The organism is Streptomyces sp. NPDC085900, from assembly GCF_044540925.1.
Taxonomy (GTDB): Bacteria; Actinomycetota; Actinomycetes; order Streptomycetales; family Streptomycetaceae; genus Streptomyces; species Streptomyces gilvifuscus.
Genome location: NZ_JBITSP010000004.1, coordinates 727,337 through 745,570, shown reverse-complemented (window position 1 = coordinate 745,570; position 18,234 = coordinate 727,337). Strand labels below are relative to the sequence as shown.

At 73.4% G+C, this 18,234-nt stretch carries 19 protein-coding genes; 10 read left to right on the top strand and 9 right to left on the bottom strand.

Annotated features, from left to right (window positions below):
• Positions 1–38: 38 nt before the first annotated feature.
• Complete coding sequence (locus ACIGDI_RS17410; protein WP_399896994.1) at positions 39–1,145, bottom strand: Vms1/Ankzf1 family peptidyl-tRNA hydrolase; 1,107 nt, start codon at positions 1,143–1,145, stop codon at positions 39–41.
• A gap of 56 nt (positions 1,146–1,201) precedes the next feature.
• On the opposite strand from ACIGDI_RS17410, the gene ACIGDI_RS17405 reads away from it, so the two are divergent.
• Entirely contained in the window at positions 1,202–1,480 is a 279-nt protein-coding gene (locus tag ACIGDI_RS17405) for a DUF6158 family protein (RefSeq protein ID WP_399896991.1), read from the top strand.
• 43 nt (positions 1,481–1,523) lie between these two features.
• Here the strand turns inward: ACIGDI_RS17405 and ACIGDI_RS17400 are convergent, their stop codons facing one another.
• The 4 genes from ACIGDI_RS17400 to ACIGDI_RS17385 form a co-directional block, all read right to left on the bottom strand.
• Positions 1,524–2,066 carry a type 1 glutamine amidotransferase domain-containing protein gene (locus tag ACIGDI_RS17400; protein WP_399896988.1) on the bottom strand — a complete coding sequence of 181 codons (543 nt, stop codon included), beginning with the start codon at positions 2,064–2,066 and terminating at the stop codon, positions 1,524–1,526.
• A gap of 6 nt (positions 2,067–2,072) precedes the next feature.
• On the bottom strand, positions 2,073–2,729 hold the full coding sequence (locus ACIGDI_RS17395) for a diguanylate cyclase (RefSeq protein WP_399896985.1): 657 nt from the start codon (positions 2,727–2,729) through the stop codon (positions 2,073–2,075).
• The gene (locus ACIGDI_RS17390) at positions 2,726–3,157 is read right to left on the bottom strand and encodes a CBS domain-containing protein (RefSeq protein ID WP_399896982.1); all 432 of its coding nucleotides are present in this window, start codon (positions 3,155–3,157) and stop codon (positions 2,726–2,728) included. The genes ACIGDI_RS17395 and ACIGDI_RS17390 overlap by 4 nt, the downstream gene beginning before the upstream one ends.
• Before the next feature lie 161 nt (positions 3,158–3,318).
• Positions 3,319–3,711 carry a DUF2795 domain-containing protein gene (locus ACIGDI_RS17385; RefSeq protein WP_399896979.1) on the bottom strand — a complete coding sequence of 131 codons (393 nt, stop codon included), beginning with the start codon at positions 3,709–3,711 and terminating at the stop codon, positions 3,319–3,321.
• Positions 3,712–3,841: 130 nt separating this feature from the next.
• On the opposite strand from ACIGDI_RS17385, the gene ACIGDI_RS17380 reads away from it, so the two are divergent.
• Positions 3,842–4,003, top strand: coding sequence for a hypothetical protein (locus ACIGDI_RS17380; RefSeq protein WP_399896976.1), 162 nt, complete (start codon positions 3,842–3,844; stop codon positions 4,001–4,003).
• A gap of 27 nt (positions 4,004–4,030) precedes the next feature.
• Here the strand turns inward: ACIGDI_RS17380 and ACIGDI_RS17375 are convergent, their stop codons facing one another.
• Positions 4,031–4,672 (bottom strand): methyltransferase family protein, encoded by a 642-nt coding sequence (locus tag ACIGDI_RS17375; RefSeq protein WP_399896973.1) that lies wholly within the window; start codon positions 4,670–4,672, stop codon positions 4,031–4,033.
• A gap of 130 nt (positions 4,673–4,802) precedes the next feature.
• Complete coding sequence (locus ACIGDI_RS17370; protein ID WP_399896969.1) at positions 4,803–6,596, bottom strand: thiamine pyrophosphate-requiring protein; 1,794 nt, start codon at positions 6,594–6,596, stop codon at positions 4,803–4,805.
• 274 nt (positions 6,597–6,870) lie between these two features.
• Between ACIGDI_RS17370 and ACIGDI_RS17365 the strand changes: the two genes are divergently transcribed.
• From ACIGDI_RS17365 to ACIGDI_RS17350, 4 genes are all read left to right on the top strand, one after another.
• Entirely contained in the window at positions 6,871–7,665 is a 795-nt protein-coding gene (locus tag ACIGDI_RS17365) for an RNA polymerase sigma factor SigF (RefSeq protein ID WP_399896966.1), read from the top strand.
• Between the two features lie 208 nt (positions 7,666–7,873).
• Complete coding sequence (locus tag ACIGDI_RS17360) at positions 7,874–8,761, top strand: hypothetical protein (RefSeq protein WP_399896963.1); 888 nt, start codon at positions 7,874–7,876, stop codon at positions 8,759–8,761.
• 184 nt (positions 8,762–8,945) lie between these two features.
• Entirely contained in the window at positions 8,946–10,193 is a 1,248-nt protein-coding gene (locus ACIGDI_RS17355; RefSeq protein WP_399896960.1) for an aminotransferase class I/II-fold pyridoxal phosphate-dependent enzyme, read from the top strand.
• Entirely contained in the window at positions 10,190–11,242 is a 1,053-nt protein-coding gene (locus ACIGDI_RS17350; protein WP_399896957.1) for an MBL fold metallo-hydrolase, read from the top strand. Before ACIGDI_RS17355 ends, ACIGDI_RS17350 begins: the two co-directional genes overlap by 4 nt.
• Positions 11,243–11,246: 4 nt before the next feature.
• Here ACIGDI_RS17350 and ACIGDI_RS17345 read toward each other — a convergent pair whose 3' ends face one another.
• Together ACIGDI_RS17345 and ACIGDI_RS17340 are read right to left on the bottom strand one after the other, a co-directional pair.
• A complete protein-coding gene (locus ACIGDI_RS17345) occupies positions 11,247–11,873 on the bottom strand; it encodes a DedA family protein (protein WP_399897674.1) in 627 nt (208 codons plus the stop codon).
• On the bottom strand, positions 11,873–12,646 hold the full coding sequence (locus tag ACIGDI_RS17340; RefSeq protein WP_399896954.1) for an MBL fold metallo-hydrolase: 774 nt from the start codon (positions 12,644–12,646) through the stop codon (positions 11,873–11,875). The genes ACIGDI_RS17345 and ACIGDI_RS17340 overlap by 1 nt, the downstream gene beginning before the upstream one ends.
• 84 nt (positions 12,647–12,730) lie before the next feature.
• On the opposite strand from ACIGDI_RS17340, the gene ACIGDI_RS17335 reads away from it, so the two are divergent.
• The 4 genes from ACIGDI_RS17335 (at position 12,731) to ACIGDI_RS17320 (ending at position 18,230) form a co-directional block, all read left to right on the top strand.
• A complete protein-coding gene (locus tag ACIGDI_RS17335; protein ID WP_200697823.1) occupies positions 12,731–13,138 on the top strand; it encodes a hypothetical protein in 408 nt (135 codons plus the stop codon).
• Between the two features lie 133 nt (positions 13,139–13,271).
• On the top strand, positions 13,272–15,290 hold the full coding sequence (locus ACIGDI_RS17330) for a phage holin family protein (RefSeq protein WP_399897671.1): 2,019 nt from the start codon (positions 13,272–13,274) through the stop codon (positions 15,288–15,290).
• 82 nt (positions 15,291–15,372) lie between these two features.
• Positions 15,373–16,434, top strand: a complete 1,062-nt coding sequence (locus tag ACIGDI_RS17325; protein WP_399896950.1) for an ATP-binding protein — start codon at positions 15,373–15,375, stop codon at positions 16,432–16,434.
• Between the two features lie 62 nt (positions 16,435–16,496).
• Positions 16,497–18,230, top strand: coding sequence for a hypothetical protein (locus tag ACIGDI_RS17320; protein WP_399897668.1), 1,734 nt, complete (start codon positions 16,497–16,499; stop codon positions 18,228–18,230).
• Positions 18,231–18,234: the final 4 nt, after the last annotated feature.

Genomic DNA, 18,234 nt, shown 5'->3' with positions numbered 1-18,234 from the left:
GTGCCCGGTGGTCGGGGGCCCCGGGGCGGGGGCCCTGTTCACGTCCACCGCAGCAGGGCTCCCAGACCGCCCACCGGGGCCTCACGGTCCGGCGCCGGTGACACCGACAGGGCCGGGGCGCCCGTGGCCACCGCCGAGCGGATCAGCGCGTCGTCCGCGCGAGCCAGCCAGGAGTGCTGCTCCCCGAGGATCTTCAGGTCCGTGCGGCGCACCGCCAGCTGGTCCGGGTCCTCGCCGATCCACACCTCGCGGTGGGCGTCGGGCCCGTCCGGGCGGATCAGCAGCTCGTCGATGCGGTGCTCGCGGGCGGCCTCCACCAGAGCCGGGACACCCTCCACCGCGCCGGCGTGACCCTCGCCGTCCGGCTCACGCGCCGACAGGAAGCGTTCCAGCTCCCGCTCGGCCCGCTGCCGCACATGCTCGCCACGGGCCCGCTCGACGTCCTCGTCCAGCAGCCTGCTGCCCGTGCCGTGCGGCGCCTCGACGGCGAGCGTCTGCAACTGCTTCGGCAGCCGCTCGTGCACGGACCGCCGCTCCCGGTCGTCGCCCACAAGAATGAGCAGGTCGGCGCGGGTCTCCTCCTGGCAGGCGGCCAGCGCCTGCGCGACCTCGGCCGCGTTGTGCTCCCAGGTGTTCTCCACCTTCAGCTGGAAGTGCCGCTCCGACCAGTCGACCGTGCTCGTGCGGTGCACCGGCCACTGGCGGCCGGTGACCGAGCCGGCGTCCTCCCGGCCCATGGCGCTGCGCAGCTCCAGGTCCGCGCCCCTGCGGTCCACGTACGCCACCAGGCATAGGGGGTCCTCGCCGGCCAGCTCCAGCAGGGGTGCCGTGTGCGGCAGCGGCGCCCAGTGGGCGCTGTCGCGCATCGGGGGCCGGGCCAGCGGCGGGTCGAGGACCACCTCGCCGGCCCGGGCGAACAGGGCGCGGCCGTGGGGCTCGGAGGAGTGCTGCAGCTCGTCGAGGGCCGCCCGGACGGCCCGGCAGGTCGCCTCGTCCGCACCCTGCCGATCCAGGTCCCGGGCCAGCGCCACGGCGGTCAGATGCCGCTCGTGGGGCGTGTCCTCCGTATGCCGCGAGGTGTCGACGTACACGGAGGCCCAGGGGCCCGGATGTTCGTAGAGTGGGTGGAGAAAGGCGAGATCCATGGCTCCCTCCCAGATGCCACTTGGGGTTGTTGCCGCCGGGCGGGTACCCGGACCGCATGGACGAACACGACGAGCGGGAAACCACCATGACCGGAGTCGACGTCGGCAGGCTGGACGACCAGCAGCTCATGAAGGAGCTGGAGACGATCCACCGCACACGCCACGACACGCTGCTCTACGGCTCCAGCGGCGCGCTGCGGGCCCACAACGACCGCATGGCCGAGCTGGAGGGCGAGTTCCTGCGCCGCAATCCGCAGCGCATGGTGGCCGCGGGCCGCACCCGGGAAGGGGCCCGGGAACGCGGAAGCGGGGAGTCGATGACTCCCCGCTCCTGACGGCGCCGCTCACCGGGGCGCCGGCGGCCGGCCCGGTAGGCCCTCAGCCGGCGCCCTCGGAGAACACGTGCAGGAAGGCGTCGCAGAACGCCTTCAGGTCGTCCGGCTTGCGGCTGGTGACCAGCTTGTTGGTGCCGTGGTCGCAGATCTTCACCTGCTCGTCGACCCATGTGCCGCCCGCGTTGCGGATGTCCGTCCGCAGGCTCGGCCAAGAGGTCAGCACCCGCCCCCGTACGACGTCCGCCTCGATCAGGGTCCAGGGCGCGTGACAGATGGCGGCGACCGGGCGGCCCTGGTCGAAGAAGTCCCGCACGAACGACACGGCCTTCTCGTCCATGCGCAGGAAGTCCGGGTTCGCCACCCCGCCCGGCAGGACGAGAGCCCCGAAGGAGTTCGCCGAGGTCTCCCCGACGACCTCGTCCACCGGGAACGTGTCCGCCTTGTCGAGGTGGTTGAACGCCTGGATCTCACCGGATTTCGTCGATACCAGCACGGGCTCGTGACCGGCGTCCTTCGCCGCCTGCCACGGGTCGGTCAGCTCGATCTGCTCGACACCCTCGGGTGCGGTCAGGAATGCGATACGCATGATGTCTCAACGTCCTTTCGGCGCACGCCACTCGGCCTCGTCACCGGTGGCACGCTTCTTGTTCCGACGGCCCGCGCGCACACAGCGCACGAGCTCCTCGCCGTACGGCAGCAGCACGCACGTACCGATCGCGGCGGCGATCCCCGCGAGATAGCCACGGGACAGCGGCCGCCGTCGCGGCACCAGCCGCCAGGCGTCCGGGTCGCCGTCGCCACCGCGCAGCAGCTTCCTGACCTGGTCGGCGTGCAGGCACGTCAGGGCGGCCAGCGCGCCGAACGGCAGGGACTCCAGGAAGCTGTGGATGTGCTGCTCGATCGGCTTGACCTCGCGGTCGCTCTCCACCGCCGTCCGCACGTCCCACAGCGCGGTCGCCTCGTGCACCGCGGCACCGCCCAACTGCACCGCCAGCAACAGAGGGTTCACCTCGTAGCGCAGGGTCAGCGCGATGGGGAGGCCGACCTCCGCCATCATCAGCGAGTGGATCAGCGACTCCTTGGTGCCCGCCGTGTCCTCGATCCGGGTGCGCCGGTGCATCACCCAGTCGGCGAGACCCGGCACGAACCAGCTCGGCAGCAGGCCGTACAGCAGGTAACGGGTCGTCACGTCACCGACGTCGACCTTGACACCGGTGGCACTGATCTCCGCGGCCTGGCCCCGGCTCACGCGGTGGCACCGCCCGTCGGCTCGGCCCGGCCGATCTCGGCCAGCGCCGAGTCCGGGTCCTCGGCCACGGCGAGGTCGGCGAGGCTCACCACACCGACCGGCATCCCGTCCTCGACGACCGGCAGACGGCGCACGGCGTGCGTGCGCATCAGCGCGACGGCCGTCCCGACGGGATCGTCCGGGCCGATCACGACCGGATCCGGCGTGCACACGGACCGCGCGCTCACGGTGAGCGGGTCGATCCCCTCGGCGACCGCGCGCACCGTGATGTCGCGGTCGGTGAGCACACCGACGATCGTCTGTCCGTCGGCCACCAGCACATCGCCGATGTCCTGCGTGCGCATCAACTGCGCCGCTTCGACCAGTGACGCGTCGGGGCGGACGGCGACCACGCCCGGCGTCATGACCTCCCTCACGAAATCAGCCATCACAGTCGGCCCTTCTCCGTTCCCCGGCCGGTGGGAGCACCGCGGCCGTCGTCGGCATGACGACGCCCGCAGTACCCCTGGGGCCGGGGGCTATGCGTTCGTGGGGCGAGGGCCCGGCCGGCCCGCCGTACGGGCACGGGCCCTCGCCCCACCGACTCGGGCTATCCCTGCTGCTCCCGGCCGGACTCCACCAGCGCCTCGGCCAGTTGCTGGACCGTGGTGTACTTCGCCGTGCGCGGCAGGCGCTCCACCGGTTCCACCAGGGCGTCCGGGGCGTACGACCGGCGCATGGCGCGTGCCAGGTCGCGGGGGCCCGCGGGGAACGCGTGGCGGTTCAGGTGCCGGGCCAGTTCCGTGCGGACCGAGGCCAGGGACGCGGCGGAACCTCCCGGGGCGATCGGGCCGCCGGCGATCTCGGGGTCGTCGTCGGCGGTGGGCTCGGGGTCGTGCCACTCCTCGGTCCGGGTCGGGTGCCCGGAGCGGAGCAGACCCCGCAGTTCGTGCTTCATCTCCTCGTCGCGATGGACGCTCAGCCGATCGCTGCCTCGCTGCATGAGACTCCCTCCAGATCTTCGGGATGGGCACCGCGTACCCGATGAGCGGAGGCCGACACGAGGGTTTGCGCAACGAGGGCAGGGAGACCCGGCAGATGCCCCCCACTCCCATCTCCGGGAGGGAACGGCCATGGCACTGATCGCCGTGTTCATCCCGCTCCTCATGCTCGGCGTGGTGCTTGCACTGGGCCGCTACGAGGAGCTGCTGCTGCAAACCAAGAAGACCGACCGGAACGAGAAGACCCCCCTTTCCGGGCCTCGGACGCCGCCCAGGACGTACGGCTCGCCATGACGGCGCACCGCACGCCGGCGGGTGCCCCTATCGGTGGCCGTGGGCCCGTCGCAGGACGCCCCGGGTCGGGCGGAGCGAGGGTATGAGGGCCGGAACGCGGGCGCGGTAGGCCTCGTAGGACGCGCCGAACCGGTCCGCCATCATGCCGTCCTCGATCCGGACCCGGCGCAGCAGCCAGGGCACGGCGACGGCGAGGACCAGCACCCACACCCCGAAGCCGCAGGCCGCCATGGCGCCGGCGACCAGCCCGAGGATCCCGGTGTAGATGGGGTGGCGGACCATCCGGTACGGGCCGTCGGTGCGCAGTTCATGGTGCTCGCGGACCATCGGGATGCTCGCCCACATCGTGCCCAGGACCCACCGCGCCCACAGCAGCCAGGTGGTGGAGGCGAGGGCCAGCGCCGCACCCAGGAGCGCGATTTCCGGCTGCCAGAACTCGAGCCGATGCCGCCAGGACCCCGGTGTCTGCCGGACCAGCAGTCCCAGCAGCCAGGCACCGGCGATCAGCGCGACCCGGCGCGGCAGGGTCCGGCGAAGATCGCGGGCCAGCTCCCGTGCGCCGGAGCCTCTCTTCGCGCCGAAGTAGACCGCGCCGAGGAGCCACGCCGCGACGAACACGGCGGCACAGACGGCGATGACCGCGGCGAGTGCGGAGCGAAGCGAGTCCATGCCTCAAGACTGCTTCGCGGGCCCACGGACCACCACCACCCACGGGCTGAACCGCCCCCCACCCACGGGTAGAGCGCTCGCCCCACCCGTGGGTGGAGATCCCTGAGTCAGCAGCCCTGGCAGCCCCCGGCTACTTCTTCTCGTGACCCGTAAGGAACTCCTGCATCTTCGACTTCAGCCCCTGCTTGATCATGGAGCCGCGGTCCGCGTCGCCCTTGAGGATGGACGCGGCCGTGGCCTCCATCTGCTCCCAGGTGGCGTGCGGCGGGATCGGCGGGACCGCGGGGTCGGTGAGGAACTCGATCACCGCGGGGCCGTCCGCCTCGAGTCCCGCGCGCCAGCCCGCCTCGACGTCCTCGGGCTTCTCCACCCGCACACCGGTCAGCCCGAGGGAGCGGGCGAACGCGGCGTACTGCACGTCCGGGATCTCCTGCGAGGGCAGGAACGACGGCGCGCCCTCCATGGCCCGCATCTCCCAGGTGACCTGGTTGAGATCGCGGTTGTTGTAGACGGCGACGATCAACCGCGGGTCCTCCCACGCATGGCGGTACTTGGCCGCAGTGATCATCTCCGCCAGGCCGTTCATCTGCATCGCCCCGTCCCCGACCAGCGCGATCGCGGGTCGGTCCGGATGCGCGAACTTCGCGCCGATCGCGTACGGCACCCCGGGGCCCATCGTCGCCAGCGTGCCCGAGAGCGAGGAGCGCATCCCGGGCCGCATCGTCAGGTGCCGTGCGTACCAGTTGGCCGCCGAACCCGAGTCGGAGGTGATGATCACGTTCTCGGGCAGCAGCGCGTCCAGCGCGTGGGTGACGTACTCCGGGTTGATCGGGTCGGCGGACAGCTGCGCCCGCCGCTCCATCACCCCGCGCCAGCGCGTCACGTTGTCGCACACCGTGTCGTACCACTCGGGCCCGCGGGCCGGGTCGATCAGCGGGATGAGCCGTTCGAGCGTCGCCTTCGCGTCGCCGACCAGGTTCACCTCGTACGGATACCGCATCCCCACCATGTGCGGGTCGATGTCGATCTGCACGCCGCGCGCCTTGCCGAACTCCGGCATGAACTGCGTGTAGGGGAAGGAGGATCCGATGGTCAGCAGGGTGTCGCAGTCCCGCATCAGCTCGTACGACGGCCGCGTGCCGAGCAGACCGATCGAGCCGGTGACGTAAGGGAGTTCGTCGCTGAGGACGTCCTTGCCGAGCAGCGCCTTGGCGACGCCGGCCTTCAGCACCTCGGCGATCCGCTCGACCTCGGCGCGTGCTCCGGCGGCGCCCTGGCCGATCAGGATCGCCACCTTGTCACCGGAGTTGAGGATCTCCGCGGCGCGCTGCAGCGCGTCCTCCGAGGGAACGGCCGTCCAGGAACTGCGGTCGAGGCTGGAGGGGACCATCTTGAACTCGTGCGTGGGCGGCGAGTAGTCCAGCTCCTGCACGTCACCGGGGACGATGATCGCGGTGGGGCAGCGGCGGGCGTACGCGGTGCGGATGGCGCGGTCGATGACGTTCGGCAGCTGCTCGGGGACCGTCACCGTCTCGATGAAGTCCGAGGCGACGTCCTTGAACAGCGTGTGCAGGTCGACCTCCTGCTGGTACGAACCGCCCATCGCCGTACGGTGGGTCTGGCCGACGATCGCCAGGACCGGCACATGGTCGAGCTTCGCGTCGTACAGGCCGTTGAGCAGGTGGATCGCCCCCGGTCCGGACGTCGCCACGCACACTCCGAGCCGGCCGCTGAACTTCGCGTAGCCGACCGCCTCGAACGCGGACATCTCCTCGTGCCGGGACTGCACGAACCGCGGCTGGTTCTCCGCCCTGCCCCAGGCGGCGAGCAGCCCGTTGATGCCGTCGCCCGGATAGCCGAAGACGTGGTCCACCCCCCAATCGCGCAGGCGCTGCAGGATCTGGTCGGAGACCTTGGTGCTCATGTGCGGACCTCCCGGGCCTTCGGCTTGACGGGCAGCAGTCGTCTTGACGGGCAGCACTCGTCTGGGTGCCGAGTCACCCGGCGGGCCGGTGGAAAACATCGGCGGGTTTGCCGGGGCGGGTCCGGGGCAGGCGCAGAATCAGTGCTTCGGACAGGAGGCACGTCCGTGGGAGCGCCCGTCGGCGCCGCCCCGGCCGCGCCTGTCCCGACCGCGTGGCTCTCCTCCCACGGTGACCGTCCATCCCCGAGCACCACCTAGGGAGTTGGGACGTACCATGCCCACCCGAGTGACCGCGAAGCACCACCCGCACGACGACGCCCCCGACACCGCCGAAGCCTTCCGCCAGCTCGCGACGCTGCCCCCCGGCGAGCGGCGCGACGCACTGCGCGACAAGGTCGTCGAGGCCTGGCTGCCCATGGCCGAACGGCTCGCCGGACGGTTCCGCAACCGCGGCGAGAACTACGAGGACCTGCGCCAGGTCGCGGCCCTCGGCCTGGTCAAGGCGGTCGACCGGTACGACCCCGAACGCGGCAACGCCTTCGAGAGCTACGCCGTGCCCACCATCACCGGTGAGATCAAGCGGCACTTCCGCGACCACATGTGGACCCTGCACGTCCCGCGCCGGGTCCAGGACCTGCGCAACCGGGTCCGGTTCGCCACCCAGGACCTCACCCAGACCGTCTCGGGCCGCAGGCCCACAGTCGCCGAGATCGCCGAGCACGCCAACATGAGCGAGGAGGACGTGCTGGCCGGCCTGGAAGCCCTGGAAAGCTTCACCGCCCTCTCCCTCGACGCCGAACTGCCCGGCAGCGAGGACGGCTACTCCCTCAGCGACTCCCTGGGCTCGTCCGACCCCGCCCTCGACACGGTCGTGGACCGCGAGGCCGTCGCACCCCGGCTGGCGGCGCTGCCCGAACGGGAGCGGGCCATCCTGTACATGCGGTTCTTCGGAGACATGACGCAGAGCCGGATCGCCGAGCAGCTGGGCATCTCGCAGATGCACGTGTCCCGGCTGATCAGCCGCTGCTGCAGCCGCGTACGCGAACAGGTGCTGGACGGGACGGCGTAGCACCGCGCACGCAAGGGCCGCCCGGAGCGCACATCCTCCGGGCGGCCCTTGTGTTGCGCGGTGCCTCCGGCCACCGTCACCCGCTCGGCCCAGCGTGTGACGCGAATGGTGCTCGGCCGCGCGCGGGTCGGCGGTGGGAGGGCTGTGATGGGGACGAGGCACGCCCTGCGTGACCCGTCCGCAGACGCCGCTCGAAGGAGCCCACCCCATGCGCCGCACCGCCCGAGTCCTCTCCGCCGCGGCCCTGGCCGGTGCCGCGGTCGGCCTCCCCGCGACGGCCGCCTTCGCGGACCCGGCCTCGGAGGTCAGCCCCGGCACCGCCTCGCCCGGCGGCACCGTCACCGTCTCGGTCTCCTGCGAATCCACCGGCGGCGAGGCGCCCGCCACCATGGCGGCCACCTCGCAGGCCTTCGACGAGGGCACCGTCCAGCTGCAACGCGTCGCAGGCAACGACGAGCGGGCCGCCGGGGTCACCTACCGCGGCACCGCCCGCATCGCCTCCGCGACCGAACTGCAGGACGGCGGCCCGGCCCCGCTGGGCCCGGACACCGCGGCCCCGGACGCGGCCGCGCCGGAGGACACGGCAATCCCGGACGCGGTGGGCCCGGACTCGGTGTCTCCCGACGCGGCGGACCCGGATGCCGTGGGCCCGGACCAGGTGCCCACGGACGCCGTGGGCCCGGACAACGTACCCCCGGACGGGGCCGCCCCGGACGCGGCCGCCCCGGACGCGGTGGGCCCCGACTCGGTGCCCACGAACGCGGTCCGCCCCGACTCGGTGCCCCCGGGGGCGGTGACCGCGGACTCGGCCTGGACCGTGAACGGCACCTGCCCGGCCGCGCCCGGCGGGCACGGCGCCGCCTGGAGCGCCACGTTCAAGGTCGATCTCGGCGCCCACGGCAGCCGGACGTGCGGTGAGCAACAGCGCACCGACGGCTGCGGTACGGCGCCGGTCCAGCGCGGCGTCCGGGCCGGTGAGGGCGGCACCTTCACCGACTCCGTGCCCGCGCTGGTCGCGGGCGGCGTCCTGATCGCGGGCGCGCTGGGCGCCGCCGCCCACCGGCTGCGCCACCGCGACTCCAGGGCCGGCGGCTGACCGGAAGATCAACGGGTGTGACCCGCACGACCCGGGGGACCCTCATGAGGCGACGGCTCACGGGGTACTCAGAGCTCAGGGACCCGACCCGCACCGCACGAGCGGGGGAGTGGACGGCACCACCGCCCCGGGAGGCGCGACCGTCGGCCGCCCGGCGCAGCGAGCAGTCACAACGGAGGTAGGGATGCCGCGGACGGACCCGGAAGGCCACGGCCCCGTCCGTTTCGGGCCGCCGCTCCCCGAGGACGGCCTGCCCGTACTGCCCGAACTGACCGCCGTCCTCGCCGCGGCCGCCGCCCGCGCCGACGCCGAACCGGTCGGCGGCGGCCCCGCTCTGCTGGAGGCCGCCTGCGGCTACTGGGAGCGGCGCGGTCTCGCCACCGCACCCGAGCGGGTCGCCGCGGGGCCCGGCGCCCCCGCGCTGCTGCTCGCGCTGACCGCCGCGCTCGGCGGTGACGTCCTGGTGCCCCGGCCGTGCGCGGCCTGGTGGGCGCCGTACGCACGCCTGCTGGGAAGACCCGTCTTCCACGTCGCGACGCCGGCCGAGTGCGGCGGCGTCCCGGACCCGTACGCCCTCCTGGAGACCGTCCGGCGGGTGCGTGACGAGGGCGGTGACCCGCGGTTGCTCGTGGTGTCCGTCGCCGACGACCCCACCGCCACCATGGCCCCGCCCGAGGCGATGCACGCGTGCGTGGAGGCCGCCACGGGCGAGGGCCTGTACCTGGTCAGCGACGAGACCTGGCGCGACACCCTGCACGCCCCGCGCGACACCGTGCGGGTCAGCCCCGCCGAGATGCTGCCCGACCGGGTCACCGTCGTCACCGACCTGGCCGGCGCGCTGCTGCCGCCGGGCTGGCCGGCCGCGGTGGCCCGCTTCCCGGAGGGCGCGAACGGAACCGGCCTCCACGCGCGCGTGCTGGACATCCTCACCGCCCTCGGGGCCCGTATCGCGGGCCCCGTCGCCGCTGCCGCCGCCTACGCGCTCGGCGAGCCCCTGCCGGTCACAACGCGCGTGGGCGCCGCCGTGTCCCTGCACGCGCGCGTGGCCGCGGCCCTGCACGGCGTGCTCGCGCGCGCCGGCACCTTCTCCCTGCCCCCGCAGGCCGGCCGTCACGTCTACGCCGATCTCGCCCCGCTGCGCACCGCCCTCACCGCCCACGGCGTCGGCGACGCCCAGGAACTGGAGGACTTCCTCGCCGTCCGGCTCGGCATGCCCGCGCCCGGCGGCCACCGCTTCGGGGACGAACTGGGCGCCCTGCGCGTCCGGTTGTCCACCGGCCCGCTGCTGGGCCGAACGGACCACGAGCGCGCGGAATGTCTCACGTCCCCCGCGCCGTTGGAACTGCCACACGTGCAACGCGCGTTGAGTCATGTGAAGTCGGTCTTCGACGATCTCCGCGACGACGCTCAGCGATGGGAGCCTCCTCGATGACGCAGCAGTCCGAGTCGACCACCACCCGGGAAGCGGACGATCCGGCGCCGACGCCGGGGTTCGCGCCGGCGCCCCCCATCCCGCCGCTCGCCGAGCCCCGCCCGCTGGGCGAACGCAGGGCGTGGCCGCGAACCTTCCACGACCGCCTGACCGCCCCCCTGCCCGGCCTGAAGGCCATGGCACGCTTCGCTCGCGAAGGCTCCGTGCGCCCCGGCCGCGAGGGCCTCGCCGACATCCCCAGGCTCCCCTTCGCCCCCGCCCCCCTGCCCCGCGTCGACGCCTGCACGGTGGCCGTCTCCTGGGCGGGCCACGCCAGTTGGGTGGTGCAGATAGGCGGACTGACCGTCCTCACGGACCCCGTCTGGTCCCGTCGTATCCTCGGCACCCCGGCGCGCATCACGCCGGTCGGCATCCCCTGGGAGACCCTGCCGCGCGTCGACGCGGTCGTCATCAGCCACAACCACTACGACCACCTGGACGCCCCCACCCTGCGCCGGCTGCCGCGCGACACCCCGGTGTTCGCGCCCGCCGGCCTCGGCAGCTGGTTCCACCGCCGGCGCTTCACCGAGGTCACGGAGCTGGACTGGTGGGAGGCGGCCGAACTGGACGGCGTCCGCTTCGACTTCGTCCCCGCCCACCACTGGTCCAAGCGCACCCTCACCGACACCTGCCACTCCCTGTGGGGCGGCTGGGTCCTGACCGCCCCCGACGGACAACGCGTCCACTTCGCGGGCGACACCGGCTACGGCCACTGGTTCTCCCGTATCGGCGAGCGCTACCCCGGCATCGACCTCGCCCTGCTGCCCATCGGCGCCTACGACCCCCGCTGGTGGCTCAGCGACGTCCACTGCGACCCGGAGGAGGCGGTCAGAGCGGCCCAGGACCTCGGCGCGCGGCGCATGGCGCCGATGCACTGGGGCACATTCGTGCTGTCGGCGGAGCCGGTCCTGGAACCGCTCACCCGCGTACGCGCGGCCTGGGAGAAGGCCGGACTGGACCGCGCCGACCTGTGGGACCTGCCGGTCGGGGCGTCGCGGGTGCTGGAGTAGCCCGCTACGCGGTCGTCGTCCGCCGGAGGCGGCGCCAGATGCCGGGGGCCGCACTGACGAGCACCGTCAGTGCGACCGCCGCGACCACACCCTCCCAGGGCTCCGGGAACAGCGACCCGCCCAGGATCCCGATCACCTGGTACGTCGCCGCCCACGCAAGGCACGCCGGCAGGTTGCCCCGCGCGAAGTGCCGCAGCGGCCACTTCGCCATCAGACAGGCCAGCATCACCGGGATCCGGCCGGCCGGCACCAGTCGCGACAGCACCAGCACCGAGACGTTGTGCTCGGCCAGCTTCTCCTGCGCCTGCGCCAGCCGCTCCTCCGGCGCCCGCGACCTGATCGCCTCCAGCCAGCGGGAGCCGTTCTTCGACTTCATCCCGCGCCGCCCGAGCCAGTACAGCGCCGCGTCCCCGAGGAACGCGGCCACCGACGCCGTCACGAACACCATCGCCAGCGCGAACGGCGCCGTCTGGTGAAAGGCCACCACGGCCGCCGAACTCACCAGCGCCCCCGTCGGGATCACCGGCACCAGCGCCCCGAACAGCACGAGCAGGAACAGGGACGGATAGCCGATGGCCTGCTGGGTCGACTCGGGGACCACGGTCCTGGTCACGGCGTCGGCGAGCCACATCACCGAGCGACCTCCAGTCGCACGCTCTCCCCGTGCCCGAGCCGGTGCACCGCCACCTGCGGCGCGTGGTCGGCCGCCAGGCGCACGAACTCGTCGCCCGGCGCATGGAACTCATGGGGGCGCACGGCGTCCATCCCGATCGGCCAGTACGTGCCGTAGTGCACCGGCACGGCGCTGCGCGGCGCAAGCCGGGCCAGCGCCTGCGCGGCCCGCCCCGCGTCCAGATGGCCCGCACCGAGATGCGGCCCCCAGCCGCCCACCGGCAACAGGGCCACGTCGACCGGCCCGACCTCCCGCGCCATCGCGTCGAACAGGCCGGTGTCCCCGGCGAAGTAGGTTCGCGCCTGGCCCTCGACGACGTACCCGAGTGCGGGGGAGCGGTGCGGGCCGATCGGCAGCCGGCGCCCGTCGTGGAGGGCGGGCACGACCCGTACGGTCACGTCACCGAAGGTCAGCCGGTCGCCGGGCGCCACCTCGGTGAGCCGGAGGTGCGTGAGCCGGCGCAGTCCCGGTACCGCCCGGGGTGCGCCCCGGGGCACCAGCAGGCGCGTGCCCTCGGCTAGCCGCTCCAGCGAGGGCACGTGCAGATGGTCGGCGTGCAGGTGGGAGACGAGCGCCACGTCCGCGCGCCAGGCGCCGGGCGGTGGCAGCGCGCCTCTGCGGCGCCGGAGATGGGCGAGGCGGCGGGCGAACAAGGGGTCGGTGAGCACCCGTACGTCCGAGTCCTCGACCGTGCAGGTCGCGTGACCCCACCAGGTGATCTCCACCGGCACCTTCTTTGCCTCCTTCGCGCGACTCCCCGAAGCCTACGGGCTGGAGTAGGGTCGGCGGCGAAACCCGGAGGTGAGGGGGACGCCATGGGACCGATGCGCGTGCGCGTCACGGCGATCGCGAGTCTGACGCCGCTCGAGGAGCTGGACGCCGATCCCTTCCTGGTGGACTCCCGCAGTCAGCACGCGATGTGCGCGCGCTGGGCGGCCGAGCGCGGCTACATCGTCAGCCGGGAGCTTCTGGTACGGGGCCTGCGGGCCGACCACTGCGTGCTGTGGGACGGCGTCCGCCCCGGGCTCGACCTGTTCGTCGCGCCGAGCCGTCGGGTGCTGGAGAGCGCGTTGTCGTCCGTGGAGGAGTTCACCGCGGAGTGCGCGCGGCGCGGTGTGCGGGTGGAGACGGTGGGCTTCGAGGAACCCTGCTACGACGCCCAGATGAAGGCCCGCGTGCACCGCAGGCTGTCCATGCCGACGGCCGGCTACGACGGGCGCTGAAACCGCCCCCACGGAACGCCCCGCCCCCGCCGGACCTCGTATGACAGGCTTGGTCCAGGCCCGCATCGACGACGGGCGGGACGTGAGGTGTGTGGGCGTGCGTGGCGGGCGTTGGCGACGGATCGCCAGTCAGATGGGCCGGAGTGTCACGGTGTGGGCCGTCTCGACGGTCACCATGCTCGTGCTCGCCGGGATCCTGCCGGACTTCCGCCTGCAGTCCCCGGACGGCGAGAGCGCCACCCACATCGCCGTGACCGCCGCCGTCGGCGCCGGCGCCTTCGGTGTGCTGTCGGCCCTGGTCTGGCCGCTGCTGGTGCGGCTGCTGCTGCTCGTGCCCGCGCTCGTGCTGGGGCTGCTCGTCTTCGTCCTCAACGGCTCCCTGCTGCTGGTCGCCCTCCGGCTCAACCCCGCCAGCAGCGCCGAGGCGGCACCCGAGACCGCCGTGGTGGTGGCCGCCGTGATGTCCGCCGTCGCCTCCGCCACCGGCGGTGCCCTCGCCGTCCGCGACGACGACGCCTACCGGCGGCGGCTCTACCGGCTCGCCGACCGCCGCCGCGGACGCCTGCCGCCCGGCCCGGTCTCGCCCGGCACCGTGTTCGTGCAGCTCGACGGCGTCGGCCACGACGTCCTGGTGGGCGCGGTCGACAAGGGGATCATGCCCACCGTCGCGCGGTGGCTTGACTCCACGCACCGGCTCACCCCTTGGCGCACCGACTGGTCCAGCCAGACCGGCGCCAGCCAGCTCGGCATCCTGCACGGCACCAACCACGACGTCCCCGCGTTCCGCTGGTACGACAAGGACACCGGCGAGGTGATGGTCTGCAACCGCCCGACCAGCGCCGCGGAACTCCAGCGCCGCGCCGTGGAGTTCACCGGCGACGGCGGCCTGCTGACCCTCGACGGGGCCAGCCGCGGCAACCTCTTCGGCGGTGGCGCCGACGAGCAGGCCCTGGTGCTGTCCATCGCCACCCGCAGGCGCGGCCGCGAGAACCGCTCCCGGGCGGGTTACTTCGCCTACTTCTCCGACCCCGCCAACGCCGTGCGCACCGCCATGTCGTTCGTCGCCGAGGTCGGCCGCGAGATGGGCCAGTCCACCGGGGCCCGGATCCGCAGGCAGCGCCCGCGGGTGTCGCGCGGCGGCCTCTACCCGTTCGTCCGCGCCTTCGCGACCGTCGTCGAACGGGACGTCGTGGTCGCCGCGGTGATGGGCGACATGCTCGCCGGCCGCACCGCCGTCTACGCCGACCTGGTCGCCTACGACGAGGTCGCCCACCACTCGGGCCCGACGAGCCGCGACGCCGGGAAGGTCCTCGAACGCCTCGACCGCTCGCTCGCCCTCATCGCGAACGTCGCCGAGCACGCCCCGCGGCCGTACCGGATCGTCGTGCTGTCGGACCACGGGCAGAGCCCCGGCGAGACCTTCCGCTCCCGCTACGGCCTGAGCCTCGGCGACCTGGTGCGGGCCGGCTGCGGCCTGCCCGTGCCGCGCCGGGCGCGGCACACCCACAGCGGCGCCGAGGCCCGCGCCGCCGTGCGCGCGGCCCTGCGCAGGCCGGTGGAGGGCGGCGAGCGGTACCACCCATCCGGCCGCCGAGCCGAGCCGCTGGTGCTGGCCTCCGGCAACCTCGGCCTGGTCTCCTTCCCGGACGTGCCGCACCGGATGAGCAAGGAGGAGATCGACGCCCGTCACCCGGCATTGCTGACGACCCTCGCCAATCACCCCGGCATCGGCTTCCTCCTCGTCCGCAGCGAGCAGCACGGCGGGGTCGTGCTCGGCGCGTACGGCGCCGAGATCCCGCTCGACGAACTCCAGGACAAGGCGGGCCCGTTGGAGGCGTTCGGACCGGGCGCGGCCGACGCGGTGCGGCGCACGCACTCCTTCCCGCACACCGCCGACATCATGGTCAACTCCTTCCACGACCCGGCCGACGGGGAGGTCCTGGCCTTCGAGGAGCAGATCGGCTCGCACGGCGGGCTCGGCGGCGCGCAGGGCAGGCCCTTCCTGATGTCGCCGGTCGCCCTGTCGGCACCGGTCGACGACGGGGGCGGACTCGTCGGCGCCGAGCGGGTGCACCGCGTCCTGCGACGCTGGCTGCGGGAGGCCGACGGCCCCCAGGTGCCGCTGCTCGAGGAGGGGGAGCGGGCGGCCTAGGGCCCCCGAAAATGGGCTGCGCCGGTTCGGGCACCGGCTCACACTGTTCGAGTCGCCGTGCACCCGAACGCGAAGGAACCCCTTGCAGGCCGCTGTCACCGTCACTCCCGCCCGTATCCCCGAGCTGCTGCTGGGCCTGGCCACCGTCCGGCCCGTGTTCATCTGGGGCGCCCCCGGCATCGGGAAGTCCTCGCTGGTGCGGGAGTTCGCCGATTCGCTGGGTCTGGAGTGCGTGAGCCTGCTCGGCACCCAGCTGGCGCCGGAGGACCTGATCGGCGTGCCGCAGATCCGGGACGGGCGGTCGGTGTTCTGCCCGCCGGAGGCGATCGCCCGCGACGAGCCGTACTGCCTGTTCCTCGACGAGCTCAACGCGGCCACCCCGGACGTGCAGAAGGCCTTCTACTCGCTCATCCTCGACCGCCGCATCGGCGACTACGAGCTGCCGAAGGGTTCGATCGTCATCGGCGCCGGCAACCGCGCCACGGACAGCGCCCTCGCCCGCCCGATCGCCTCCGCCCTGGTCAACCGCCTCACCCACGTCCACCTGGAGGCCTCCGCGAAGGACTGGCTGGCCTGGGCCGCGGGCAACGGCATCCACCCCTGGATCCTCGACCACCTCACCGACCGGCCCGACCACCTGTGGTCCAGGCCGCCGAAAACCGAGGAGCCGTTCTCCACGCCCCGCTCCTGGCACATGCTCTCCGACGCGCTGCACTCCTTCGGCCGCGACCTCGACGAGGACACCCTCAAGGTGCTCGCGCACGGCACCCTGACGCCCGCGCACGCCACCGCCTTCTGCGGCTACGTCAAGATCGTGCGCAGCCGGTACGGCATCGAGGCGATCATCAAGGGCGACGCCCCCTGGCCGAACCGCGTCGAGGACCGCGACCTGCTGTACTACCTCGCCGAGTCCTTCCGCGGCCGCCTGGTCAAGGAACTCCCGGTCAGCAAGGAGCACATGTCGGCGAACGGCCGGCAGACCGCGTACCGCGCCAAGTCGCTGCTGGTGCAGCTCGCGGAGATCTCCGTCGAGGTCGCCCAGACCGTCATCGCCTCCGACGAGGACGGCAACCCCGTACTGCCGTCGTGGTTCCTCATCGAGGCGGCCCGGGACATGCCGCGGCTGGTGGAGGCGCGGCGGTGAGCCGTACCAAGGGCAAGGGGCAGAAGAAGCGGGACCCCGCGGCCGAGGCGTTCGCCGAGGGGATGCGCCTGGTGAAGGCCAACCCGGCGCTCGCGGCCGTCGAGTTCGACGTGTGCCGGCACGAGGAGTGCCGACTCGCCCCGCGCGACGGGCTCGTGGTCGTCGACTCCGACGCTGACCTGCACGTCCACCCCCAACGCCTCGCCGAACCCGCCGCCTGGGCCTGGGCGCTCGCGCACGCCGTCCTCCACCTCGGCTTCGGGCACGTCCCGGCGGCCAAGGGCGAGCGCGTCCAGCCGGACCGCTTCGACCTCGCCGCGCGCTGCGTCGTCGTCAACCGCTTCCTGCTCGACTTCACCGTCGGCGAGACCCCCGAAGACCTCCCCGCCTCCTATCCCGACGGCGACGAGGAGCAACTCGCCGCACGCTGGCGCCGGGACGGCCTCCCGCCCGCCTACGAGCGCTGCGGCACGGCCGGCGCCGAGCCCGACCAGCTGCTCCTGGGATGGAACGGCTGGTACGGCGCCCCACCGGACCACCAGCTGGCGTTCGCCGCAGCCCTGACCAGGACCGTGTCCGCGGCGATGGACATGGCGGGCGGCCGCCGCGACTCCCTCGACGGTCAGGCGGCCCCGCGGCGCCCGTGGCAGAAGGCGCTGAGCTGGTTCGTCTCCTCCTACCCGCTGCTCGGCGGCATCGCGGCCGGCATCACTCTCGTCGCCGACGCCGAACTCGCCCGCGCCCACGGCATATCCGTGGCCGCGGTGAACCCGGAGGCGGGCGAGATCTACGTCAACCCCCTGCGCCAACTCGACGACGAGGAGTGGCGGTTCGTCCTCGCCCACGAGATGCTGCACGCCGCCCTGCGCCACGGCGACCGCTGCGGCACCCGCGACCCCTACCTGTTCAACATCGCCTGCGACTACGTCATCAACGGCTGGCTGTGCGAGATGCAGGTCGGCACCATGCCCGAGGGCCTGCTCCACGACCCCGCGCTCGCCGGCCTGTCCGCCGAGGAGGTCTACGACCGCATCGCCGGCGACCTGCGCCGCATGCGCCGGCCGGCCACCCTGCGCGGCAAGGGCGTCGGCGATGTGCTCGGCGCCCCGCTCGGCCCGCCCTGCACCCATGTCGACCTCGACGAGTTCTACCGCCGGGGCCTCGGCCAGGGCCTGGACCTGCACCAGCGGCAGGAACGCGGCTATCTGCCGGGCGGCCTGGTCGAGGAGATCCGGGCGCTCAGCCAGCCGCCCCTGCCCTGGGACGCCCGACTCGCCCGCTGGTTCGACGAGTTCGTGCCCAGCCCGCAGCCCGTCCGGACCTACGCGCGCCCCTCCCGCCGCCAGTCCTCCACCCCGGACATCCCGCGCGCGGGCCACTACTTCCCGCCCGAGGAGATCGCCCGCTGCACCTTCGGAGTCGTCCTCGACACCTCCGGCTCCATGAACCACACGCTGCTGGGCAAGGCACTCGGCGCGATCGCCTCGTACGCCGAGGCCCGCGACGTGCCCGCCGCCCGCGTCGTCTTCTGCGACGCCGCCCCGCACGACGCGGGCTATCTGCCGGTGACCGAGATCGCGGGCCGGGTCCGCGTGCACGGCCGCGGCGGTACGGTCCTGCAGCCCGGGATCGATCTGCTGCACCGGGCGGACGACTTCCCGCCGGGCGCACCCGTCCTCGTCATCACCGACGGCTGGTGCGACGTGCTGCGCGTCCGCCGCGAGCACGCCTATCTGATCCCGCAGGGAGCACGGCTGCCGTTCACCCCCCGCGGGCCGGTCTTCCGGGTGCGCTGAGCCG

Excerpts from the sequence above, each read along its gene's own strand:
- ACIGDI_RS17405 (WP_399896991.1), top strand. The coding sequence starts at position 1,202 with ATGGACGAACACGACGAGCGGGAAACCACCATGACCGGAGTCGACGTC.
- ACIGDI_RS17320 (WP_399897668.1), top strand. The coding sequence starts at position 16,497 with ATGCGCCTGGTGAAGGCCAACCCGGCGCTCGCGGCCGTCGAGTTCGAC.
- ACIGDI_RS17335 (WP_200697823.1), top strand. The coding sequence starts at position 12,731 with ATGGGACCGATGCGCGTGCGCGTCACGGCGATCGCGAGTCTGACGCCG.
- ACIGDI_RS17380 (WP_399896976.1), top strand. The coding sequence starts at position 3,842 with ATGGCACTGATCGCCGTGTTCATCCCGCTCCTCATGCTCGGCGTGGTG.
- ACIGDI_RS17385 (WP_399896979.1), bottom strand. The coding sequence starts at position 3,711 with ATGCAGCGAGGCAGCGATCGGCTGAGCGTCCATCGCGACGAGGAGATG.
- ACIGDI_RS17370 (WP_399896969.1), bottom strand. The coding sequence starts at position 6,596 with ATGAGCACCAAGGTCTCCGACCAGATCCTGCAGCGCCTGCGCGATTGG.
- ACIGDI_RS17360 (WP_399896963.1), top strand. The coding sequence starts at position 7,874 with ATGCGCCGCACCGCCCGAGTCCTCTCCGCCGCGGCCCTGGCCGGTGCC.
- ACIGDI_RS17355 (WP_399896960.1), top strand. The coding sequence starts at position 8,946 with ATGCCGCGGACGGACCCGGAAGGCCACGGCCCCGTCCGTTTCGGGCCG.
- ACIGDI_RS17375 (WP_399896973.1), bottom strand. The coding sequence starts at position 4,672 with ATGGACTCGCTTCGCTCCGCACTCGCCGCGGTCATCGCCGTCTGTGCC.
- ACIGDI_RS17330 (WP_399897671.1), top strand. The coding sequence starts at position 13,272 with ATGGGCCGGAGTGTCACGGTGTGGGCCGTCTCGACGGTCACCATGCTC.
- ACIGDI_RS17350 (WP_399896957.1), top strand. The coding sequence starts at position 10,190 with ATGACGCAGCAGTCCGAGTCGACCACCACCCGGGAAGCGGACGATCCG.
- ACIGDI_RS17365 (WP_399896966.1), top strand. The coding sequence starts at position 6,871 with ATGCCCACCCGAGTGACCGCGAAGCACCACCCGCACGACGACGCCCCC.
- ACIGDI_RS17410 (WP_399896994.1), bottom strand. The coding sequence starts at position 1,145 with ATGGATCTCGCCTTTCTCCACCCACTCTACGAACATCCGGGCCCCTGG.
- ACIGDI_RS17345 (WP_399897674.1), bottom strand. The coding sequence starts at position 11,873 with ATGTGGCTCGCCGACGCCGTGACCAGGACCGTGGTCCCCGAGTCGACC.
- ACIGDI_RS17400 (WP_399896988.1), bottom strand. The coding sequence starts at position 2,066 with ATGCGTATCGCATTCCTGACCGCACCCGAGGGTGTCGAGCAGATCGAG.
- ACIGDI_RS17390 (WP_399896982.1), bottom strand. The coding sequence starts at position 3,157 with ATGGCTGATTTCGTGAGGGAGGTCATGACGCCGGGCGTGGTCGCCGTC.